This is a genomic window from Streptomyces sp. NPDC005775 (genome assembly GCF_042871565.1).
Classification (GTDB): domain Bacteria; phylum Actinomycetota; class Actinomycetes; order Streptomycetales; family Streptomycetaceae; genus Streptomyces.
Genome location: NZ_JBIAIU010000003.1, coordinates 634194 through 652894 on the forward strand (window position 1 = coordinate 634194; position 18701 = coordinate 652894).

Here is an 18701-nt window from a genome sequence, read left to right on the forward strand (position 1 = left end):
GACCGGGGGAAGCCGTGCATCCGATGTTGAAGCCCGCACTGCGCCGCGCATGGCGCGGCAGCGGCACCGTGCAATTCGGTGTGACGCCCGCACATGCGGTGAAGGTCGGTCCGATGGATATCGCGACGGGTTGTTTCCTGGAACTCCTCGACGGAACGCGCGGGATGCCCCTGCTGCGCGAGGAAGCCAGGGAACTGGACCTGAATGACCATCACGTGGACACCCTGGTGGCGCGGTTGATGGACGCGGGACTCATCGACGACGTGCGGGCGGGCGGTCCGGAAGCCGATGCTTTACGGAACCGGGCGGATGCGCTGGAGCGTCACCGGCCCGACCTGGCGTCACTCTCCGTCGTGCATCCCGAACCGGGGGGCGGGATGCGCCGGCTGGCGGCCCGCCGCTCCATGCGTGTCCAGGTGCGGGGAGCCGGTCGGGTCGGTGCGGCGGTCGCGGCGGTGCTCTCCGGATCCGGGGTGGGCCGGGTCGAGGTCCTGGACGGCGGATGCGCCGAACCGTGCGACGTAGCGCCCGGGGGCCTGCCGGCCTCGGCGGTCGGGGAGCGCCGGGACTCGGCGGCGCGGCAGCTGGTCCGGCGGTCCTCCCCCGGTCCTGCCCCCCGGGCCGTACAGGCCGGGGCCGGATGTGCGAGCGGTGAGCCCGGCTTGTCACTGATCGTCGTCGCCCCTCGCGACGGGCTGTCCGTCTACGTTCCCGATCCGCGCTCCGCCGAGCCGTGGATCTCCTCGGGCACACCACATCTCTATGCGGGGGTCATCGAGGCCACCGGGTTCGTCGGACCGCTGGTGCTGCCGGGGGGCACGGCCTGTGCGGGCTGCCTCGATCTGAACAGGCGCGACCGTGACCCGCAGTGGCCGCGCATGCTGGCTCAGTGGCAGTCCGGACGACGCACAGCCGTGCAGGCGTGTGATCTGGGACTCGCCACAGCGGTGGCGGGGCTGGCGGCGTCCCATGCGCTGGCCTTCCTGGACGGCGAGCTGCCGGCGAGCACCGGAGCCCGCTGGGAGGCGGCACTGCCGCTGTTGGACTGGCGGTCGGAGCAGATCGGAGCCCACGTCGACTGTTCCTGCGGAGCCGGTGGGCACACTGAGGGGGTGCGCATCTCCGGGGCCGGCACGGCGCACGACACAATGGCCGGGTAACCGCCGCACGCAGCGCGGCAGTCTGGGATTTGGAGGGGCATATGTCTGATCTTCCCCGGAAGGCGGTCACCCGAACCGCCAAGCTGGCCGCGCTGCCTTTGGGGTTCGCCGGCCGCGCCACGTGGGGCCTGGGAAAGCGCATCGGCGGGAAGTCCGCGGAACTGGTGGCCCGCGAGGTCCAGCAGCGCACCGCCGATCAGCTCTTCAAGGTGCTGGGCGAGCTGAAGGGCGGGGCCATGAAGCTCGGGCAGGCCCTGTCCGTCTTCGAGTCCGCCCTGCCGGAAGAGGTCGCGGGCCCCTATCGCGCGGCACTGACCAAACTGCAGGAGGCCGCCCCTCCCCTGCCGAGCGCCACGGTGCACGCGGTACTGGCTGAGCGGCTCGGTGACGACTGGCGGGAGCTGTTCCTCGCATTCGAGGACAAGCCGTCGGCCGCCGCCTCCATCGGGCAGGTGCACCGGGCGGTGTGGCACGACGGCCGGGACGTGGCCGTGAAGGTGCAGTACCCGGGCGCCGGCGAGGCTCTGCTCTCGGATCTCACCCAGCTCAGCCGGTTCGCCCGGCTGCTCGGCCCGCTGATCCCCGGTATGGACATCAAGCCGCTCATCACGGAGCTGCGGGAGCGTGTGTCGGAGGAACTGGACTACGAGCAGGAGGCGCAGTCGCAGCGGGAGCACGCCGAGGAGTTCGCGGGCGATCCCGACGTCGTGGTCCCGGGGGTGGTCCACCAGTCCGATCAGGTGCTGGTCACCGAATGGATCGACGGGGTGCCGTTGGCCGATGTGATCGCCGACGGGACCCCCGAGCAGCGTGACCGGGCCGGGCAGTTGCTGGCGAGGTTCCTGTTCTCCGGCCCCGCGCGCACCGGGCTGCTCCACGCGGACCCGCACCCGGGCAACTTCCGGCTGCTGCCCGCGGACCCGTCACCCGACGGGGACGGCGAAGCTGATCAGGACGGAACCGTGGACGCCGGTGCGGCTCGGTGGCGGTTGGGAGTGCTGGACTTCGGCACGGTGGACCGGCTGCCGGGCGGGCTGCCGCAGACCATCGGGGACTCCTTGCGGCTGACGCTGCAGGGAGACGCGGACTCCGTGTACGAGTTGCTGCGTGAGGAGGGGTTCGTCAAGGACTCGATCGACCTCGCGCCGGACGCCGTCCTCGACTACCTCCTTCCGATCATCGAACCGGCCGAGGTGGACGAGTTCGCTTTCAGCCGGACGTGGCTGCGCACTCAGGCCGCCCGCATAGCGGATCCGCGTTCTCCCGCTCATCAGCTGGGCAAGCAGCTGAATCTGCCGCCCGCCTACCTGCTGATACACCGGGTGACGCTGAGCACGATCGGGGTGCTGTGCCAGCTCGGCGCCACGGTCCGGCTGCGTGAGGAGTTGGAGGCCTGGCTCCCGGGTTTCCTGTCGGCGGAGGAGAGGGAGCAGGCACCGACGCCTGAGGAGACAGCGGCGGATGACGGGCAGACGGTGTACGAGGTGACGGCGGAGGAAGAGGCGATGGACGAGGCAGCGGCCCCCGCGGAGATCAAGTAGCCGCCGCCCGGCCGGGCTCGGCCGCCGCGCCTGCGGGCTTCACCACCAAGCGGAGTCGAGGCGCCCTTCGATGGCCCGGATGTGGGTGCGGGCGCAGTCGTCGCAGTAGTAGCGGCGGCTGCCGTTCTCCACAGCACAGAGCCAGGTCGGCGGTGCGTACTCACTCCCGGCGGGGGTGCCGCACAGAGCGCATACGACGTCCTCGGTGCCGCCCGCTCCGGGGCGACGGGTCTCCTCGTCCACCTCGTGACGATAACTCCGCCCGCACGTTCCGGCACGGCGCGGCACCGGCGGCATCACCTGGAGCGGGAACGGGAACAGGAACGGGCGCGGGCGCGGAAACTGCCGCGGCAACGACCGCGGGGCCGGTCCGAATGGACCGGCCCCGCGGTAGGGGTACGGATGTCGTGCTTGCCGGGAAAGCAGAGAGCGGCTGCTTCCCGGCGGTTACTGCCGGCGTGCGGTCCTGCTGGGTTCAGTGCATGACCGCCATGGCCAGCGCACGGCGGGCGCGCATCGAGGCGCGCTCGGCCCTGCGCTGCATCCGCCGCGCGGTGATCAGGCGCACGGCCTGACGTTCCGCGTCGGCTTCCCGCAGGCGGTCGTGCATATGCGCACGAGCCAGGGCTTCTGGGATGAGTTGCATCTCACGGGTCCTGTTCTGGCGCGAGTCGTTCGCGCCGATGATGGTGACGTTCGGGGTCGCGGAGCCGACGGGCTCCCTCGTGGGGAGGATCATTGGTGCCTGGTTTCGGGGGTCGTGGGTCAGGGGACGGTCGATGGTTCCGATGCGTTTCATGGGCTTGGGGGCCATGACCCCCAGGTCGGCGGTCACGCCGCGACCGGGTTCTTGCGCGGACGGCCACGCGGACGCTTGCGAGCGACGACGACGCCCTGGATGAAGAGCTCGCCACCCCAGACACCCCACGGCTCGCGGCGCTCCTTGGCGCCGGCGAGGCAGGCCTCGACGAGCGGACAGGTGCGGCACAGGGACTTGGCGTACTCGACGTCGGCCGGCGACTCGGCGAAGAAGACCTCGGGGTCGTAGGAACGGCAGGGGACGGGCACGCCGAGGTTCTCGATGGCGTCGTCGAGCGCGGTGAGCGCGGTGAGGGGGATCAAGGTGGAGTCCTCCGTGTGGCCGGGCGGGGCGATCGTGTCGGAAGGCGGGACGGACGGGGCGTGCGCTTCGAGTTGCACGGTGGTGGTGTCCTCGTCTGGTCGTTTCCGGCCTGTTGGCCGGGGGCGGCTGGTACCAGGTCTTGCTTGTCCCGAGGCTCCTTCGCGCTGTCTCGTCCGTTCGGACAAAACAAAAGGGCCGCGGATCCCGAGTGGGGTTCCGCGGCCCTGAAGGCGCCGGTCCGATCGTCGATCAGACTGGATCACTCCAGGGTTCAGGCCCACGGAAGGCCCACATCGTGTGGTGGTGCGTCGTCTGCTTCTTGGCTCCGGATTCCGCTCCCGCACCGACGGCCGCAAAGGCATAGGCCTGGGCCTGTCCCTTCGCTACTGCTGCTGCCGGTGCCTGGGTCGGTCGCTCATTACGCTCCCGAACGGGAAGGCTTGCCAGGGACAGCGGGCTGACGGCGGAAATGCCGGACATACCGGTGCCACGCAGCGAGGAAGCCGACGAGCAGGCGAGGCCGAGCGAGCAGGCGGAGACGACCGAGAGATCGGTCACTTTGTTGGTCTCGATGATGCTGATCACTTCAATCGCCTCCTCTCGGCGTCTCTGGGGACCGGCGGGCCGGTCCTACGTATTCGGATAAGTACAGCACAGGGTCAGGGCTTCAGAGAAGTCGCTGTTCCCGTGGTTAAGAACCTATGGTGATGACTGGGGCGGGCGCAAACTATTTTTTCGACGAGTTTTTCTCACATCTCCTCGTCGGCCGCCTCGGGCCCCTCAGCCCCGTCCCCACCTGCGCAGATGTCCAGCACGGCGGCACCGAACCGGCCCAGTTTCCGCGCGCCGACCCCTGCGATCCCGGCCAGTTCGCCCTCGCTGCCGGGCACCGCCTCGGCGATGGCCATCAGCGTCTTGTCGGTGAACACGCAGTACGCGGGCTGGCTGATCTCCAGTGCCCGCACCGCGCGCCAGTCGCGAAGCCGCTCGTACAGCGCCTCGTCCATGTCGGACGGACAGTCGTCGCAGCGCATCAGCTTCATCTCGCCCGCGTCCGTCAGCGTCTTGCCGCAGACCCGGCACAGCGCGGGCCCGCGCCGCTTGCGCCGGGCCACCGCCGGGCGCTCGATCCCGCCGCTGCCGGCTGCCGTCGCCCGGCCACCGGGCGCCGCCGAGCCGGGGCGCATCCCGTTCAGGAACCGGCTCGGCCTGCGGCCCGCCCGGCCCCCGGGCGAGCGCGCCAGCGACCACGACAGGCAGAGATGGAAGCGGGCCCGGGTGACACCGACGTAGAGCAGTCGGCGCTCCTCCTCGACCTGCTCGTCCGTCTTGGCGTAGGTGATCGGCATCATGCCCTCGGTCAGCCCGACCAGGAACACGGCATCCCACTCCAGGCCCTTCGCCGAGTGCAGCGAGGCGAGCGTGACGCCCTGGACCGTGGGGGCGTGCTGGGCGGCCGCCCGCTCGTCCAGCTCGGCCACCAGGTCGGAGAGGGTCGCGCCCGGCCTGGCCTGTTCGAAGTCCTCCGCCAGCCTGACGAGCGCGGCCAGGGACTCCCAGCGGTCCCGCACCACGCCTGATCCGGCGGGCGGCTCGCTGGTCCAGCCCTTGGTGGAGAGCACCGCCCGCACCTCGGAGGGCAGCCCCTCCGCATCGTCCAGCAGGGAGTCGTTGCCCCCCGCCCTGGCTGCGCCGCGCAGCGCGACGCCCGCTTCCCGTACCTCCGGACGTTCGAAGAACCGCTCCGCGCCCCTGAGCTGGTACGGCACACCCGCGTCCGCGAGGGCCTGCTCGTAGACCTCCGACTGGGAGTTGACCCGGTAGAGCACAGCGATCTCGCCGGCCGGGACACCGGCGGCGATCAGGTCCCGGATACGACGGGCGGTGCCCTCGGCCTCGGCTGGCTCGTCCGGGTACTCCAGGTAGGCGGGTTCGGGGCCGGACTCGCGCTGTGAGATCAGTTCGAGCCGGTGCTCGGCGGCCCGGCCGCGGGCCTGGGAGAGCAGCCCGTTGGCCAGGTGGACGACCTGGGGCGTGGAGCGGTAGTCCCGGACGAGTTTGACCACGGTGGCCCCGGGGTGGCGCGTGCGGAAGTTGAGCAGATGGTCGGGGGTGGCTCCGGTGAAGGAGTAGATCGTCTGGCTGGCGTCGCCGACGACACAGAGGTTGTCCCGGTCGCCGAGCCAGAGGTCGAGCAGCCGCTGCTGGAGCGGGCTGACGTCCTGGTACTCGTCGACGACGAAGTGCTGGTACTGACGCCGCACGTGGTCGGCGATGTCGTGGCGGTCCTGAAGGATGCCGACGGTGAGGAGCAGCACGTCCTCGAAGTCGATCACCGTACGGTCGCGCTTCAGCTGCTCGTACATCGCGTAGACCTGGGAGATCTCGGCGGGATCGCGCGGGGCGTCCCGCTGGGACTTGGCGACCACGGCCGGATAGTCGGCGGGCACGGTCTGGGTGACCTTGGCCCACTCGATCTCGCTCGTGACATCGCGCAGTTCGTTGCGGTCGAGCCGGATGCGGCAGCGGGCCGCCGCCTCGGCGACCAGCTGGACCTTGCGCTCCACCAGCCGGGGCAGATCACCACCGACTGCTTTCGGCCAGAAGTACTGGAGCTGACGCAGCGCGGCGGAGTGGAAGGTCCGCGCCTGCACCCCGCCCGCGCCGAGCTGACGCAGGCGCCCGCGCATCTCGCCGGCCGCCCGGTTGGTGAACGTGACGGCAAGCACACTCGACGGCTGGAGTATCCCCGCACGCACCCCGTAGGCGATGCGGTGCGTGATGGCCCGCGTCTTGCCCGTACCGGCTCCGGCCAGCACGCAGACCGGGCCCTGCAGGGCCTCGGCGACCTCGCGCTGCTCGGGGTCGAGCCCGTCGAGGACGGCGTCGGCGGAGTCGGGGACCTGAGGGAAGAGGGTGGAATGCGTTGCTGATGTCACCCCGCCATGCTGCCAGGTCGAAAGGGGCGCCCGCGGAAGTTGTCCACAGGGGGGCCGCATCTGTCGTACTAATACGAAAGCGATCTCGGCCGGAACGGGCCGGTGTCGGCCGCCGGTGCGGGACCGGTCCCGGCCGGTACGCAGACGGTTGGTCCGGTAGGCCGGCGCGGCCCCGGCCCGTACGCGGGCGCGGCCCCGGGAATGGTGGCCAGGTCGCGTACGTTCCCCTTCCGTGCGGCAACGCACGCCCCGGCTTCTCCGTGCGACCTCGGCGTGACGCAAGAGCGAGACGGAAGAGCGAGACGCACGAGTGTGACGGAAGAGACCGCGCCGGGACGTGACGGGATGGCCGAGACCGATGAGACAGAGGAGCGCGAAGACATGCCGGGCACTGTGACGATGTACAGCACCACGTGGTGCGGCTACTGCCGTCGGCTCAAGGGCCAGATGGACCGCGAGGGCATCGGCTACACCGAGATCAACATCGAGCAGGACCCGGAGTCGGCAGCCTTCGTCGAGAAGGCGAATGGCGGAAACCAGACGGTTCCGACCGTTCTCGTGACCCCCTCCGGCGGCGGCGAGAACGTCGTCATGACGAACCCGAGCCTGGCTCAGGTGAAGCAGGCCCTCTCGGCCTGACGCCCCGGCGCCCACCGCCCCCTCCGGTCGAGACACCGGAGGGGGCGGTGCTGTGTGACAGCGGACGGCGGCAGCCAGGGCCGGGCACGGGTCAGCTCGCGCGGACCGGCTTCGGGAGCGGCTTGCCGTACCAGATCTCGATCAGGCGGGCCGCGATCGAGATGCCGAACGGCGGCAGGATCTCGCCCGATTCGAAGGCGGCCGTCAGCTCCTCGCGGGAGAACCAGCGGGCCTCCTCGATCTCCTCGCCGTCGACGTTGATGTCGAACGTCGTGGCCCGGGCCATGAAGCCGAGCATCAGGCTGGAGGGGAAGGGCCAGGGCTGGCTGGCGATGTACTCGACCTCGCCGACCGTGATGCCCGCCTCCTCGAAGACCTCGCGGGCCACGGACTGCTCGATCGACTCGCCGGGCTCGACGAAACCGGCGAGCGTGGAGAACCGGCCCTCGGGCCAGTGGACCTGGCGGCCCAGCAGCGCGCGGTCCTGGTCGTCGGTGACCAGCATGATGACGGCGGGGTCGGTACGCGGATAGTGCTCGGCGCCGCAGGCCTGGCAGCGGCGGATGTGGCCGGCCGCCGCGATGACCGTGCGTTCGCCGCAGCGCGAGCAGAAGCGGTGCAGCCGCTGCCAGTTCTCCAGCGCCACCGCGTGCACCATCAGACCGGCGTCGCGGGCGCCGAGGAGCAGACCGGCCTCGCGCAGGCCTGCCGGGCGGGCCTGCTGGTCCATGCGGCCCGGCAGCGTGTCCTTCTGGAGCGCGAAGTAGCTGACGCCGTCCTCGTCGGTGCCCAGGAAGTAGCGGTGGGTCTCGGTGACCGGTGCCTCGAAGGCGGGGGTCATCACGAGTTCGGTGCCGTCGGCGGTGTCGTCGATCAGCACCTGCCCGCCGGAGACGACGAAGACCCGGGTCGTCGGGTGGCTCCACGCGGCGGCCAGCCAGGCCTCGTCGAGGCGGTGGTGCGCCGCGCGGTCGATGCCGCTCGGCGCGGTCAGACCGATGGGCCTGTCCGTGGTGGCGTTGTCGAAGGTGCTCACAAGTGCTTCCTACTCCCCCGGGATGGATCGGGTGTTCAGAGGATTCAGCGGAGTGCGGCTGCCAGTTCGCCCCAGAGGTGGGCGGTGGTCTCCACGCCCTTGAGCAGCAGGTCGAGTTCGACCTTCTCGTTGGGGGCGTGCCAGCCGTCGGACGGTACGGAGATGCCGAGGAAGAGCACGGGTGCGCCGAGCACGTCCTGCAGGTCGGCGGCGGGTCCCGAGCCTCCCTCGCGGGTGAAGAGGATCTTCTGGCCGAAAGCCCGCCCCATGGCGCGGGCCACGGCCTGCAGCGCGGGGTGGTCGAGCGGCGTCAGGCAGGGGCGGGTGGCCGGGAGGAAGGTGATCCGGTGACGGATGCCCGCCGGGATCCGGTCCTCGGCCCATACCCGGACGGCCTTCTGGACGTCATCCGGGTCCTGGCCGGCGACCAGACGGAAGCTGATCTTGGCCCGGGCGGAGGTGGGGATGATCGTCTTGCTTCCGGCGCCCTGGTAGCCGCCGCCGATGCCGTTGACCTCGGCGGTGGGCCGGGCCCAGATCCGCTCCAGCGTGGAGTAGCCGGCCTCGCCCGACGCGGCCCCGGACCTGGCGGTGCGCAGCCAGGTGGCCTCGTCGAAGGGCAGCTCGGCGAACAGGGCGCGTTCGGTGTCGGTGAGTTCGGCCACGCCGTCGTAGAAGCCGGGGACGGCGACCCGGCCGTCGGTGTCGTGGAGGGCCGCGACGAGACGGGCGATCTCCGTGGCGGGGTTGGGGACGGCACCGCCGAACGATCCGGAGTGGATGTCCTGCTCCGGCCCGTGCAGCTCGATCTCGCACTCGGCGAGGCCCCGCATGCCGGTGCAGACCGTCGGGGTCGTCTCGTCCCACATGCCGGTGTCGGAGACGATCACGGCGTCGGCGGTGAGGCGGCCGGCCCGCTGTTCCACCAGGGCGCGGAAGTGCGGGGAGCCGGACTCCTCCTCGCCCTCGACGAGGAGTTTGAGGTGGACGGCCGGCGTGGTGCGGCCGGTGGTGGCGAGGTGGGCCCGGACACCGAGGGTGTGGAAGAACACCTGCCCCTTGTCGTCGGCGGCGCCGCGCCCGTACATCCTGCCGTCGCGGATCACCGGCTCGAAGGGGTCGGTGTCCCAGCCGTCCTCACGGGCGGCGGGCTGCACGTCGTGGTGTCCGTACACGAGGACCGTGGGGGCGTCCAGGTCGTCGGAGGGCCACTCGGCGAAGACGGCGGGCGCGCCGTCCGTCTCCCAGATCTCGGTGACCGGGAAGCCGGTCTCCTTCAGCTTGGCGGACAGCCACGCGGCGCTGCGCCGTACGTCCCCGTCGTGTTCCGGCTGTGCGGATACGGACGGGATGCGCAGCCACTCGGCGAGGTCGTCGAGGAAGGCTGCGCGGTGCTGCTCGGTGTACGTACGGACGGCGCTGTCCGGGGTGTCGCTCATGACCTTCAGCTTATCCGTCCGTGGGAGGTGGCTCGTCCAGCAGGATGCGCTCCAGTTCCGGACGGCCGGGGAGGCGGGTGGGGCGGACGCTCTCGCCGCTGCGCACGAAGAGGAAGGTGGCCGTGACGTCGGTGAGCGGCAGCCCGTGCAGTTCGGCCCAGGCGAGGCGGTAGACGGCGAGCTGGAGGGGGTCGGCGGTGTTGGTGCGGCTGGTCTTCCAGTCGACGATCTCGTACGTGTTCCCCGTGCGGTACACCGCGTCGATGCGGCCGCGGATCACCCGGCCGGCCAGCGTGATCTGGAAGGGCGTCTCGACGCGGTACGGGGTGCGACGGGCGTACGGAGTGCGCTCGAAGGCCTCCTTGAGCTCGGCGAGATCGCGCTCGTCGGCGATGTCGGCGTCGCTCTCGTCGCCTCCGGGCAGCTCGTCGGGGCCGAGCATGGGCAGCGGCAGCTCCTCGAAGCGCGACTCGACCCAGGCGTGGAAGCGGGTGCCCCGGCGGGCGGCGGGCTGCGGGGGGCGGGGCATGGGGCGGGCCAGTTCCTGGGCGAAGCCGTCGGGGTCGTCGGCGAGGCGCAGCAGCTGGGTGGCGGAGAGCGAGGCGGGCACGAGGACGTCACGCACGGTGGCGCGGGCCCGGCGCAGCTCCCCGGCGAGGGCGTCGAGGTCGCGGTCCCAGGAGGCGAGGGTGCGGGACTCCTCGGGAGTGAGGCGCGCGGGGAGCTGCTCGGGCGCGCGGGCCGCCGGGACGTGCGGGGCGGAAGGGGCCGGGGACGGGATGTCATCGGGGAACGGGGCGTCGTCCGGGAAGGAGTCGTCGTCGGGGAGGGCCGCGTCGTCCAGGAAGGGGTCGTCCTCGGGGAACAGCTCGTCGCCGAGACGGCCGGTGCGGGCGTCTTCCGGGGCGGGTGGCGTCCGCGCCGCCTCGTACGCGTCCGGCACCGGGCCCGCCGTGGCCAGCGCCTCCAGGTGGGCCATCACCGTGTCCGCGGCGGCCCGGCGCCGGGCGAGGGCGGTGTCGTCCAGCGGCAGCGGCCAGGCGTGGTCGGCCGTGGCCTCTCCCAGAGCCGGGTTCTCCTCGCCCTCGGCCGGCTCGTCCGCCCACGCCTCGATCTCGCCGTGCCCGGCGGCGCAGTGCTCGTACAGCGCGTCCAGGAAGACCGAGGGGCCGCGCGGCTTCTTCTGGCTCGGGCCCCACCAGTGGCCGGAGCCGAGCAGCAGGGTGCGGGGCCGGGTGAAGGTGACGTAGCCGAGGCGGAGCTCCTCGGTCCGCTGGTGCTCGTTCATCTCCTCCTTGAAGCCCTTGAGGCCCTTGGCGTCGAAGGAGTGGAGGACGGGCAGTGTGGCCGTGTCCCCGCGCAGGGTGTGCGGGAGCACCTGTGACTGGGAGGTCCAGGCTTCCCTCGACCGGCCGCTGGGGAACTGGCCGGTGACCAGGCCGGGCACGGCCACGACGTCCCACTCCAGGCCCTTGGACTTGTGGGCGGTGAGCACTTTGACGGTGTTCTCGCCGCCGGGCAGCGCGTTGTCCAGGCCCTTCTCGTACTGCACGGCGGTGCGCAGGAAGCCGAGGAAGGCGAGCAGCGTCGCCTCGCCGTCGACGGCGGCGAACCGGGCGGCGACGTCGAGGAAGTTCGCGAGGGTCTCACGGCGGCGGGCCGCCAGGGCCTGGGGCGAGGCGGACAGCTCGACCTCCAGGCCCGTGGTGGCGAGGACCCGGTGCAGGACGTCCATCAGCGGGTCGGAGAGCGAGCGGCGCAGGTCGCGCAGTTCGGTGGCGAGGCGGGCGAAGCGGACGCGGGCCTCGGCGGAGAACGGCAGGTGGTCGTCCTCTTCGCCGCCCGAGTCGAGGAAGGTGTCCAGCGCGTCGGCGAGGGAGATCACCTCGGCCGGGTCGATGCCCTCGACGGCCTCGGCGAGGCGGCGGTCGGGGTCGAAGTCGTCGTCGTCCGCATGGGCCGCGCGGTGGACGAGGAGGCGGGCTCGGCGGCCGAGCAGGGCCAGGTCTCGGGGGCCGATCCGCCAGCGGGGGCCGGTGAGGAGCCGGACCAGGGAGGCGTTGGCCCCCGGGTCCTGGAGGACCTCGCAGACGGCCACCAGGTCGGCGACCTCGGGAAGGTGGAGGAGCCCGGCGAGGCCGACGACCTCGACCGGGACGTCCCGGTCGACGAGCGCGGCCTGGATCTCGGGGAAGTCCCCCGCCGTGCGGCACAGGACGGCGATCTCGCCGGGGGCCTTGCCGGTGCGCACTAGGTGCGCGATCGAGTCGGCGAGCCAGTCGATCTCCTCGGCGTGGGTGCGCAGCAGGGCGCAGCGGACGAGGCCGTCACGCTCGGCGCCGGGTGCGGGGCGCAGGGCTTCGACGCCCTCGTGCATGGCGCGCAGGGGGGCGGCGAGCCCGTTGGCGAGATGAAGGAGCCGGCCGCCGCTGCGGCGGTTCTCGCTGAGCGAGTAGCGGGCGGCCGGAGTGCCGTCGGCGTGCGGGAAGTGGTTCGGGAAGTCGTCGAGATTGGCCACGGAGGCGCCGCGCCAGCCGTAGATGGCCTGGCAGGGGTCGCCGACCGCGGTGACGGCGTGCCCGGACGCGATGCCGTCGGGGCCGCCGCCGAAGAGGGCGGAGAGCAGGAGGCGCTGGGCGACGGAGGTGTCCTGGTATTCGTCGAGCAGGACGACCCGGTACTCCTCGCGCAGGATGGCGCCGACCTCGGGACGGGTGAGGGCGAGCTGGGCGGAGAGGGCGATCTGGTCACCGAAGTCGAGGAGGTCGCGGCTGCGTTTCGCCTCCCGGTAGCGCCGGGTCAGCGAGAGCAGCTCACGGCGGGCCTCGGCGGCTTCGGGGATCTTGCGCAGTTCCGCGTTGCTGAGCTTGGCGGTCTCCAGGGCGTGGAGCAGTTCGGTGTCGTACTCCGCGAGCTGTTCGGGACGCACGAGGTGTTCGGCGAGCTCGGCGTCCAGCGCCAGCAGATCGCTGACCAGGGTGGGGAACGACCTGGTCAGGGCGGGGTAGGGGCCGGGCGCCTCGCGCAGCACGCGGGCGGCGAGCTGGTAGCGGGTGGCGTCGGCGAGGAGCCGGGTGGTGGGTTCCAGTCCTATCCGCAGCCCGTGTTCGGTGAGGAGCCGGCCGGCGAAGGCGTGGTAGGTGGAGATGCCGGGTTCGCCCGGGGGGTTGTCCGGGTCGATGACGTCCGGGTCGGTGACCCCGGCGGCGATCAGGGCCTTGCGGACGCGCTCGGCGAGCTCACCGGCGGCCTTGTTGGTGAACGTGAGCCCGAGGACCTGTTCGGGGGCGACCTGGCCGGTCCCGACCAGCCACACGACGCGGGCCGCCATCACCGTGGTCTTCCCCGACCCGGCTCCGGCGACGATCACCTGCGGCGCGGGCGGCGCGATGATGCACGCCGTCTGCTCCGGGGTGAAGGGGATCCCCAGCAGCTCCTTGAGCTGCTCGGGATCGGTGATACGTGAGGACACTCCACAGAGGCTAACCGGCAGGACCGACAATCCTCGAAGCCGTGAGGGGCGACCGGGGTGAGGGCCCCGGCCCCTGTCCTGATGGCGCGCAAGCGGCGGGAGACCCCCTAGATTGACTGCTTGTCGCATCAACAGCCTTATGAGGACGGTCATATGAGCGCCGACGCACCCGCCCCTGACGCCGCCGGGCTCAGGAAGCGCATCGACACCACGAAGGCGCACCCCGCACGGGTCTATGACGTCTTCCTCGGCGGCAAGGACAACTACCCGGCCGACCGCGAGGCCGCGGCCATGGCCCTGGCAGCCAATCCGCGCGGATACCTCACCGTGCGGCACAACCGGGACTTCATGCGGCGGGCCGTCACGCTCGCCGCGAAGGACGGCATCCGGCAGTTCCTGGACGTCGGGACCGGGCTGCCGACCCAGCAGAACGTGCACCAGATCGCTCAGGCGATCGCCCCCGACGCGCGCGTGGTGTACGTCGACAACGACCCGGTCGTCCTCGTGCACGCGCAGGCGCTGCTCACCAGCGGGCCCGAAGGCCACACCGACTACATCGAGGCGGACCTGCGCGACCCCGCCAAGATCCTCGAAGCGGCCCGCAGCACCCTCGACCTCGACCGGCCCGTCGCCCTCGTCCTCGCCGCCGTCCTCCACTTCATCGAGGACGACGAGGCCTACCCGATCGTCGAGCAGCTCCTCGATGCCCTGACGCCCGGCAGCTACCTCGTACTGAGCAACGTCAGCTCGGACCTCAACCCCGAGCAGGTCGGCCGGATCACGAAGTCGTTCAAGGAACGCGGATTCGGGATGGTCCGGCGCTCGCGCGCGCAGGTCGAGCGTTTCGTGACGGACAACGCGCTGGAGATGCTCGACCCCGGCGTCGTACCGGTGCACCGCTGGCGGCCCGAGCAGGTCGTCGACCTGCCCGAGTCCCGGGACCCGGACCCGGAGTTCGTCGCTGGGCTGGACGAGCTGGACCGGACGCGGTACCAGCGGATCGACGACGTCACGGACGCCGACGTCAGTGTGTACGGGGTGATGGCACGCAAGCCCTGACGGCCCCGGCGGGCCGGGCCCGGCTCACTCCAGGACGTGCCGCCCCTCCGGCTGCGCGCTGCACGAGGCCCTGAACGTGCAGTGGGTGCAGTGCTGGCCGGTGGACGGGGTGAACCGTTCGTCCAGGACCCTGCCGGCCGCGGTCGCCAGCAGATCGGAGACCCACTCGGTCTCGGGCGGCTGCTGGGCCTGCACCTTGGGGACGGCGTCTCCGCCCTCCTTCTTGGGGGCGGGCTGACGCAGCTGTACGAGTTCGGCGCCCCCGGATTCGGGGCGCGTGCCGTCGAAGACCTCGTCGACCGCGCCCTCCCGGACCGCCAGCTGGTACACGGCGAGCTGGGGGTGGCGGGCGACCTCTTCCTTCGTCGGGGACTGCTTGCCGGTCTTGAAGTCGACGACGTAGGCCCGGCCCTCGGCGTCACGTTCGACGCGGTCCATGGAGCCGCGGATGCGCACCTCGTACGCGCCCGCCTCCAGCGTCACGTCGAAGTCGTGCTCGCTGGCGGCCGGGGTCCGGCCGGTGCGGTCCATGACGTGCCAGCGCAGGAAGCGTTCGAGCGCGATGCGGGCCTGGTCCTTCTCCTGCCGCGACTTCCACGGGGCATCGAAGACCAGCCCGTCCCAGACCGAGTCGAGCCGCTCCATGAGGACGGCCAGATCGGCGGGCGTCCGCCCGGAGGCCACCTCGTCGGCCAGGACGTGGACGACGTTGCCGAAGCCCTGGGCCGCGGTCGCCGGGGCGTCGGCCTTCACCTCGCGGCCCAGGAACCACTGGAGCGCGCAGGTGTTGGCGAGCTGGTCGAGCGCGCTGCCGGACAGGGCGACGGGCTGGTCCCGGTCGCGCAGCGGGACGGCCGAGCGGGTCGGTTCGTACAGGCCCCACCAGCGGTAGGGGTGGGCCGAGGGGACCAGCGGCTGGCCCTCGTCGTCGCTCAGGGCGGCGAGGCGGGCGAGGCGGTGGGCGGCCTCCTCGCGCAGCGCGTCGGAGGCGGCCGGGTCGACGGTGGTGGCGCGCAGCTCGGCGACGAGGGCCGCGACGGCGAGGGGGCGGCGGGGGCGGCCGGTGACGTCGCGGGGTTCGACGCCGAGTTCGGTGAGGAAGCGGGACGGCTGGTCGCCGTCGTCGGCGGGGGCCTTGACCGCGGTGACGATCAGGCGCTCGCGGGCGCGGGTCGCCGCCACGTAGAAGAGGCGGCGCTCCTCGGCGAGGAGGGCGCCGGGCGTGAGCGGTTGGGCGAGGCCGTCGCGACCGATCCGGTCCGCTTCGAGCAGCGAGCCGCGACGGCGCAGGTCGGGCCAGAGGCCCTCCTGGACCCCGGCGACGACCACCAGGCGCCACTCCAGGCCCTTGGAGCGGTGAGCGGTCATCAGTCGTACGGCTTCGGGCCGCACGGAGCGCCGGGAGAGGGTGTCGGCGGCGATGTCCTGTGCGTCGACCTCTTCCAGGAAGTTGAGCGCGCCCCGGCCTCCGGTGCGCTCCTCCGCGCGGGCCGCGGTGTCGAAGAGGGCGCAGACGGCGTCGAGGTCGCGGTCGGCGTTGCGTCCGCCCGCGCCTCCGCGCAGTGCGGCGCGCTCCAGCCTGGCCGGCCAAGGGGTGCCGGACCACAGCGCCCACAGGGCCTCCTCGGCGGTGCCGCCGGCTTCGAGGAGCTCGCGCGCCGTGCGCAGCAGCGCGCCCAGGCGCTGGGCGCCGCGGGCGTACGCCGGGTCGTGCGCCACGAGCCGCTCCGGTTCGGCGAGCGCGCGGGCGAGCAGTTCGCCGGAGGGCGCGGGCACGCGGTTGCCGGCGGCGCGCTCCTCGTCGCGCAGGGCCCGGCCGAGCCGGCGCAGGTCGGCCGCGTCCATGGAACCCAGGGGGGAGGCGAGGAGGGTGAGCGCCGTCTCGGTGTCGAGCCAGGGGGCCGGTCCCGGGTCCGTACCGGCGGTCGCGTCCGTATCGACACCCGCGTCCGTGGGCGTGTCCGGATCCGCGTCCGTGTCCGGATCCGCGTCCGGCCCCGTAGCCGCGTCCGCGTTCGGGCGGAGCGCCGCCGCGGCCACCGTGCGCAGGGCCGTCAGCAGCGGGGCCACCGCCGGTTCGTGGCGCAGGGGCAGGTCGTCGCCGTCGACCTCCAGCGGCACGCCCGCCGAGGTCAGGGCCCGGCGCACCGCGGGAATGGTGCGGCCGCCCGCACGGACCAGGACCGCCATCTCGTGCCACGGCACCCCGTCCTCCAGGTGCGCCCGGCGCAGCAGGTCCGCGATGTTCTCGAGCTCGGTGGACGCGGTGGGATAGGTGTACGTCTCGACGCTGCCGCCCTCGCGGACCGCGCCGAGTTCCCGGTGGGCGCGCACCTTCGCCGACGGCAGCCGGGTCAGCGGCATCCGCCGGGTGAGGAGACGGGTCGCGGCGAGCAGCCCCGCGCCGGAGCGGCGTGAGGTGGTGAGGACGCCGACCGGGGCCGGGGCGCCGTCCGCGCGCCGGAACAGCTCCGGGAAGTCGAGGATGCCGTTCACATCGGCACCGCGGAAGGCGTAGATCGACTGGTCCGGGTCGCCGAACGCGATCAGGTTCCGGCCACCGCCGCCACCCGGGACGCTCCCCCGGTTCCCGGCCAGCGCGTGCAGCAGCCGTACCTGCGCCGGGTCGGTGTCCTGGTACTCGTCGACGAACACGGTGTCGTAATTACCGGCCAGCAGCCCCGACACCTCGGGGCGCTCCGCGAGCAGCACGGCGCGGTGGACCAGTTCCGCGTAGTCCAGCACCCCCTGCGCGTCCAGCACGTCCAGGTACTCGGCGAGGAACGCGGCGGCCGCGCCCCAGTCCGGCCGGCCGGTGCGCCGGGCGAAGGCGGCGAGCGCGTCCGGGCCGAGGCCCAGCTCACGGCTGCGCGCGAGCACGGCGCGCACCTCGTCGGCGAAGCCACGCGTGGTCAGGCAGGCCCGCAGCTCGTCGGGCCAGCGGATGTGGTCGTGGCCCTCCTTCTCCAGGTCGAGCTGGCCCGCCAGCAGATCGCGGACCGTGACGTCCTGCTCGGGTCCGGAGAGCAGCCGCAGCGGGTCCGCGAAGAGGTCGGCGTCCTGATGGGCGCGCACCAGGGCGTAACAGAAGGAGTGGAACGTGGTGGCCTGCGGTCCGCGGACGGCCCCGAGCCGGGCGGCCATCCGGTCACGCAGTTCGACGGCGGCCTTGCGGCTGAAGGTGAGGATCAGCATGCGGGCCGGATCGGCGCCCCGGGCGACACGTGCGGCGACCGCCTCGACGAGGGTGGTGGTCTTGCCCGTCCCGGGGCCCGCGAGTACCAGCAGCGGCCCGCCGGCGTGGTCAACCACCGCACGTTGCGCCGCGTCCAGGAGAGGGGGATCCACGGAGCCCGGCAGGGTGCGCACCAGCCGGTACGCGCCCGTGGTCCGACGCCGTGCCTGACGGTGCGGACTGTTGCGGGTGGTGGAGGAGGAGCTCACGTGGGGATCGCCGGTCCTGGTGGGTGTGCTGGGGTACTGGAGGTGTGGGTGCGGCGCGTGCCGCGAACTGACGACGCTACTCCGCCGGGGCCACCGATCGGGGCGGGACGGCTGCGTGGATCGTCACGTTCCGGCCGGAGGAAGGGCGGGGCGCCGCGTAGATCGTCACGTTCCGCCCGGCGGCGGAAGGGTGGGGTGCGACCCCCGCTTCGCGCTTCCTGTACGTCGTACGGGCCGGGCTCCGCCCGATGTGCCGCCGGATGGCCGAAGCTGTCAGGTGTGAGAGCCCTCGCCGCCATCGCCTTCCGTGCCCGGACCGCCGTCCGCCACGCCGTCCCACCGTGCGCGCCGCATGTCCAGGCGCGGGACATGGCCCTCCGCGGACCGGGCGGCCTCGCGCAGCGGGGTGTTCTCCTCGCGGTAGTGATCCAGCGCACGCAGTTCGTGGCCGGGCAGCAGCGCGCCGTCGGCGCGCACCACCCGCCACCACGGCACCGCTCCCCCGTACAGCGCCATGACCCGGCCGACCTGGCGCGGTCCGCCGTCCCCCAGCCACTCCGCGACGTCGCCGTAGGTCATGACGCGGCCGGGCGGGATCAGTTCGGCGACGTCGAGCACACGCTCCGCGTACTCCGGCAACGCGTCGCTCGTCGGGTGTTCGCTCATCCGGCCCATACTGCCGTACACCACCGACAGCCCGGCCCGTTCCGTGCCCGGGCGCACACGCGGTGTACGCAGGAGGGGAAGGGAGCGTATTTTGCGCATCGCGCGCCGCCGCATCGCACCCTGATGCCCCCCTCCGCCCGTCGGCCGTGCCACCATCATGCGGGCGGTGACCGGTGATACGAG

At 72.4% G+C, this 18701-nt stretch carries 14 protein-coding genes; 4 read left to right on the forward strand and 10 right to left on the reverse strand.

The features are described 5' to 3' along the window. Positions 1-14 precede the first annotated feature (14 nt). Complete coding sequence (locus tag ACFYPA_RS10225; RefSeq protein WP_359076903.1) at positions 15-1160, forward strand: ThiF family adenylyltransferase; 1146 nt, start codon at positions 15-17, stop codon at positions 1158-1160. Positions 1161-1201: 41 nt separating this feature from the next. Continuing rightward, positions 1202-2701, forward strand: coding sequence for an ABC1 kinase family protein (locus tag ACFYPA_RS10230; protein WP_389130967.1), 1500 nt, complete (start codon positions 1202-1204; stop codon positions 2699-2701). Positions 2702-2740: 39 nt separating this feature from the next. On the opposite strand, the gene ACFYPA_RS10235 is transcribed toward ACFYPA_RS10230, so the two are convergent. The 5 genes from ACFYPA_RS10235 to ACFYPA_RS10255 form a co-directional block, all read right to left on the reverse strand. Next, positions 2741-2944, reverse strand: a complete 204-nt coding sequence (locus tag ACFYPA_RS10235) for a hypothetical protein (RefSeq protein ID WP_359076899.1) — start codon at positions 2942-2944, stop codon at positions 2741-2743. A gap of 232 nt (positions 2945-3176) precedes the next feature. Continuing rightward, complete coding sequence (locus ACFYPA_RS10240) at positions 3177-3500, reverse strand: hypothetical protein (protein WP_359077772.1); 324 nt, start codon at positions 3498-3500, stop codon at positions 3177-3179. A 32-nt stretch (positions 3501-3532) separates the two neighbouring features. After that, on the reverse strand, positions 3533-3901 hold the full coding sequence (locus ACFYPA_RS10245) for a WhiB family transcriptional regulator (protein WP_359076898.1): 369 nt from the start codon (positions 3899-3901) through the stop codon (positions 3533-3535). A gap of 172 nt (positions 3902-4073) precedes the next feature. Continuing rightward, positions 4074-4409, reverse strand: coding sequence for a hypothetical protein (locus ACFYPA_RS10250; protein ID WP_359076896.1), 336 nt, complete (start codon positions 4407-4409; stop codon positions 4074-4076). A gap of 164 nt (positions 4410-4573) precedes the next feature. After that, on the reverse strand, positions 4574-6823 hold the full coding sequence (locus ACFYPA_RS10255; RefSeq protein WP_389130970.1) for an ATP-dependent DNA helicase UvrD2: 2250 nt from the start codon (positions 6821-6823) through the stop codon (positions 4574-4576). 321 nt (positions 6824-7144) lie between these two features. Here ACFYPA_RS10255 and ACFYPA_RS10260 point away from each other — a divergent pair, with 321 nt between their 5' ends. Further along, entirely contained in the window at positions 7145-7402 is a 258-nt protein-coding gene (locus tag ACFYPA_RS10260) for a glutaredoxin domain-containing protein (protein ID WP_359076892.1), read from the forward strand. Positions 7403-7493: 91 nt separating this feature from the next. Here the strand turns inward: ACFYPA_RS10260 and nudC are convergent, their stop codons facing one another. The 3 genes from nudC to ACFYPA_RS10275 are packed head-to-tail and all read right to left on the reverse strand — an operon-like array spanning position 7494 to position 13349. Further along, on the reverse strand, positions 7494-8438 hold the full coding sequence (gene nudC / locus ACFYPA_RS10265; RefSeq protein WP_359076890.1) for an NAD(+) diphosphatase: 945 nt from the start codon (positions 8436-8438) through the stop codon (positions 7494-7496). A 44-nt stretch (positions 8439-8482) separates the two neighbouring features. Next, positions 8483-9877 (reverse strand): dipeptidase, encoded by a 1395-nt coding sequence (locus tag ACFYPA_RS10270; RefSeq protein ID WP_389130975.1) that lies wholly within the window; start codon positions 9875-9877, stop codon positions 8483-8485. A 10-nt stretch (positions 9878-9887) separates the two neighbouring features. Next, complete coding sequence (locus ACFYPA_RS10275; protein ID WP_389130978.1) at positions 9888-13349, reverse strand: UvrD-helicase domain-containing protein; 3462 nt, start codon at positions 13347-13349, stop codon at positions 9888-9890. Between the two features lie 153 nt (positions 13350-13502). On the opposite strand from ACFYPA_RS10275, the gene ACFYPA_RS10280 reads away from it, so the two are divergent. Further along, complete coding sequence (locus tag ACFYPA_RS10280) at positions 13503-14408, forward strand: SAM-dependent methyltransferase (RefSeq protein WP_389130980.1); 906 nt, start codon at positions 13503-13505, stop codon at positions 14406-14408. A gap of 24 nt (positions 14409-14432) precedes the next feature. Here the strand turns inward: ACFYPA_RS10280 and ACFYPA_RS10285 are convergent, their stop codons facing one another. Together ACFYPA_RS10285 and ACFYPA_RS10290 are read right to left on the reverse strand one after the other, a co-directional pair. Beyond that, a complete protein-coding gene (locus ACFYPA_RS10285) occupies positions 14433-17852 on the reverse strand; it encodes an ATP-dependent helicase (protein ID WP_389130982.1) in 3420 nt (1139 codons plus the stop codon). 273 nt (positions 17853-18125) lie between these two features. Beyond that, positions 18126-18518, reverse strand: coding sequence for an MGMT family protein (locus ACFYPA_RS10290; protein ID WP_389130985.1), 393 nt, complete (start codon positions 18516-18518; stop codon positions 18126-18128). Positions 18519-18701 lie beyond the last annotated feature (183 nt).

Excerpts from the sequence above, each read along its gene's own strand:
- ACFYPA_RS10230 (WP_389130967.1), top strand. The coding sequence starts at position 1,202 with ATGTCTGATCTTCCCCGGAAGGCGGTCACCCGAACCGCCAAGCTGGCC.
- ACFYPA_RS10240 (WP_359077772.1), bottom strand. The coding sequence starts at position 3,500 with ATGAAACGCATCGGAACCATCGACCGTCCCCTGACCCACGACCCCCGA.
- ACFYPA_RS10255 (WP_389130970.1), bottom strand. The coding sequence starts at position 6,823 with ATGCGGCCCCCCTGTGGACAACTTCCGCGGGCGCCCCTTTCGACCTGG.
- ACFYPA_RS10260 (WP_359076892.1), top strand. The coding sequence starts at position 7,145 with ATGCCGGGCACTGTGACGATGTACAGCACCACGTGGTGCGGCTACTGC.
- ACFYPA_RS10270 (WP_389130975.1), bottom strand. The coding sequence starts at position 9,877 with ATGAGCGACACCCCGGACAGCGCCGTCCGTACGTACACCGAGCAGCAC.
- ACFYPA_RS10280 (WP_389130980.1), top strand. The coding sequence starts at position 13,503 with ATGAGCGCCGACGCACCCGCCCCTGACGCCGCCGGGCTCAGGAAGCGC.
- ACFYPA_RS10290 (WP_389130985.1), bottom strand. The coding sequence starts at position 18,518 with ATGAGCGAACACCCGACGAGCGACGCGTTGCCGGAGTACGCGGAGCGT.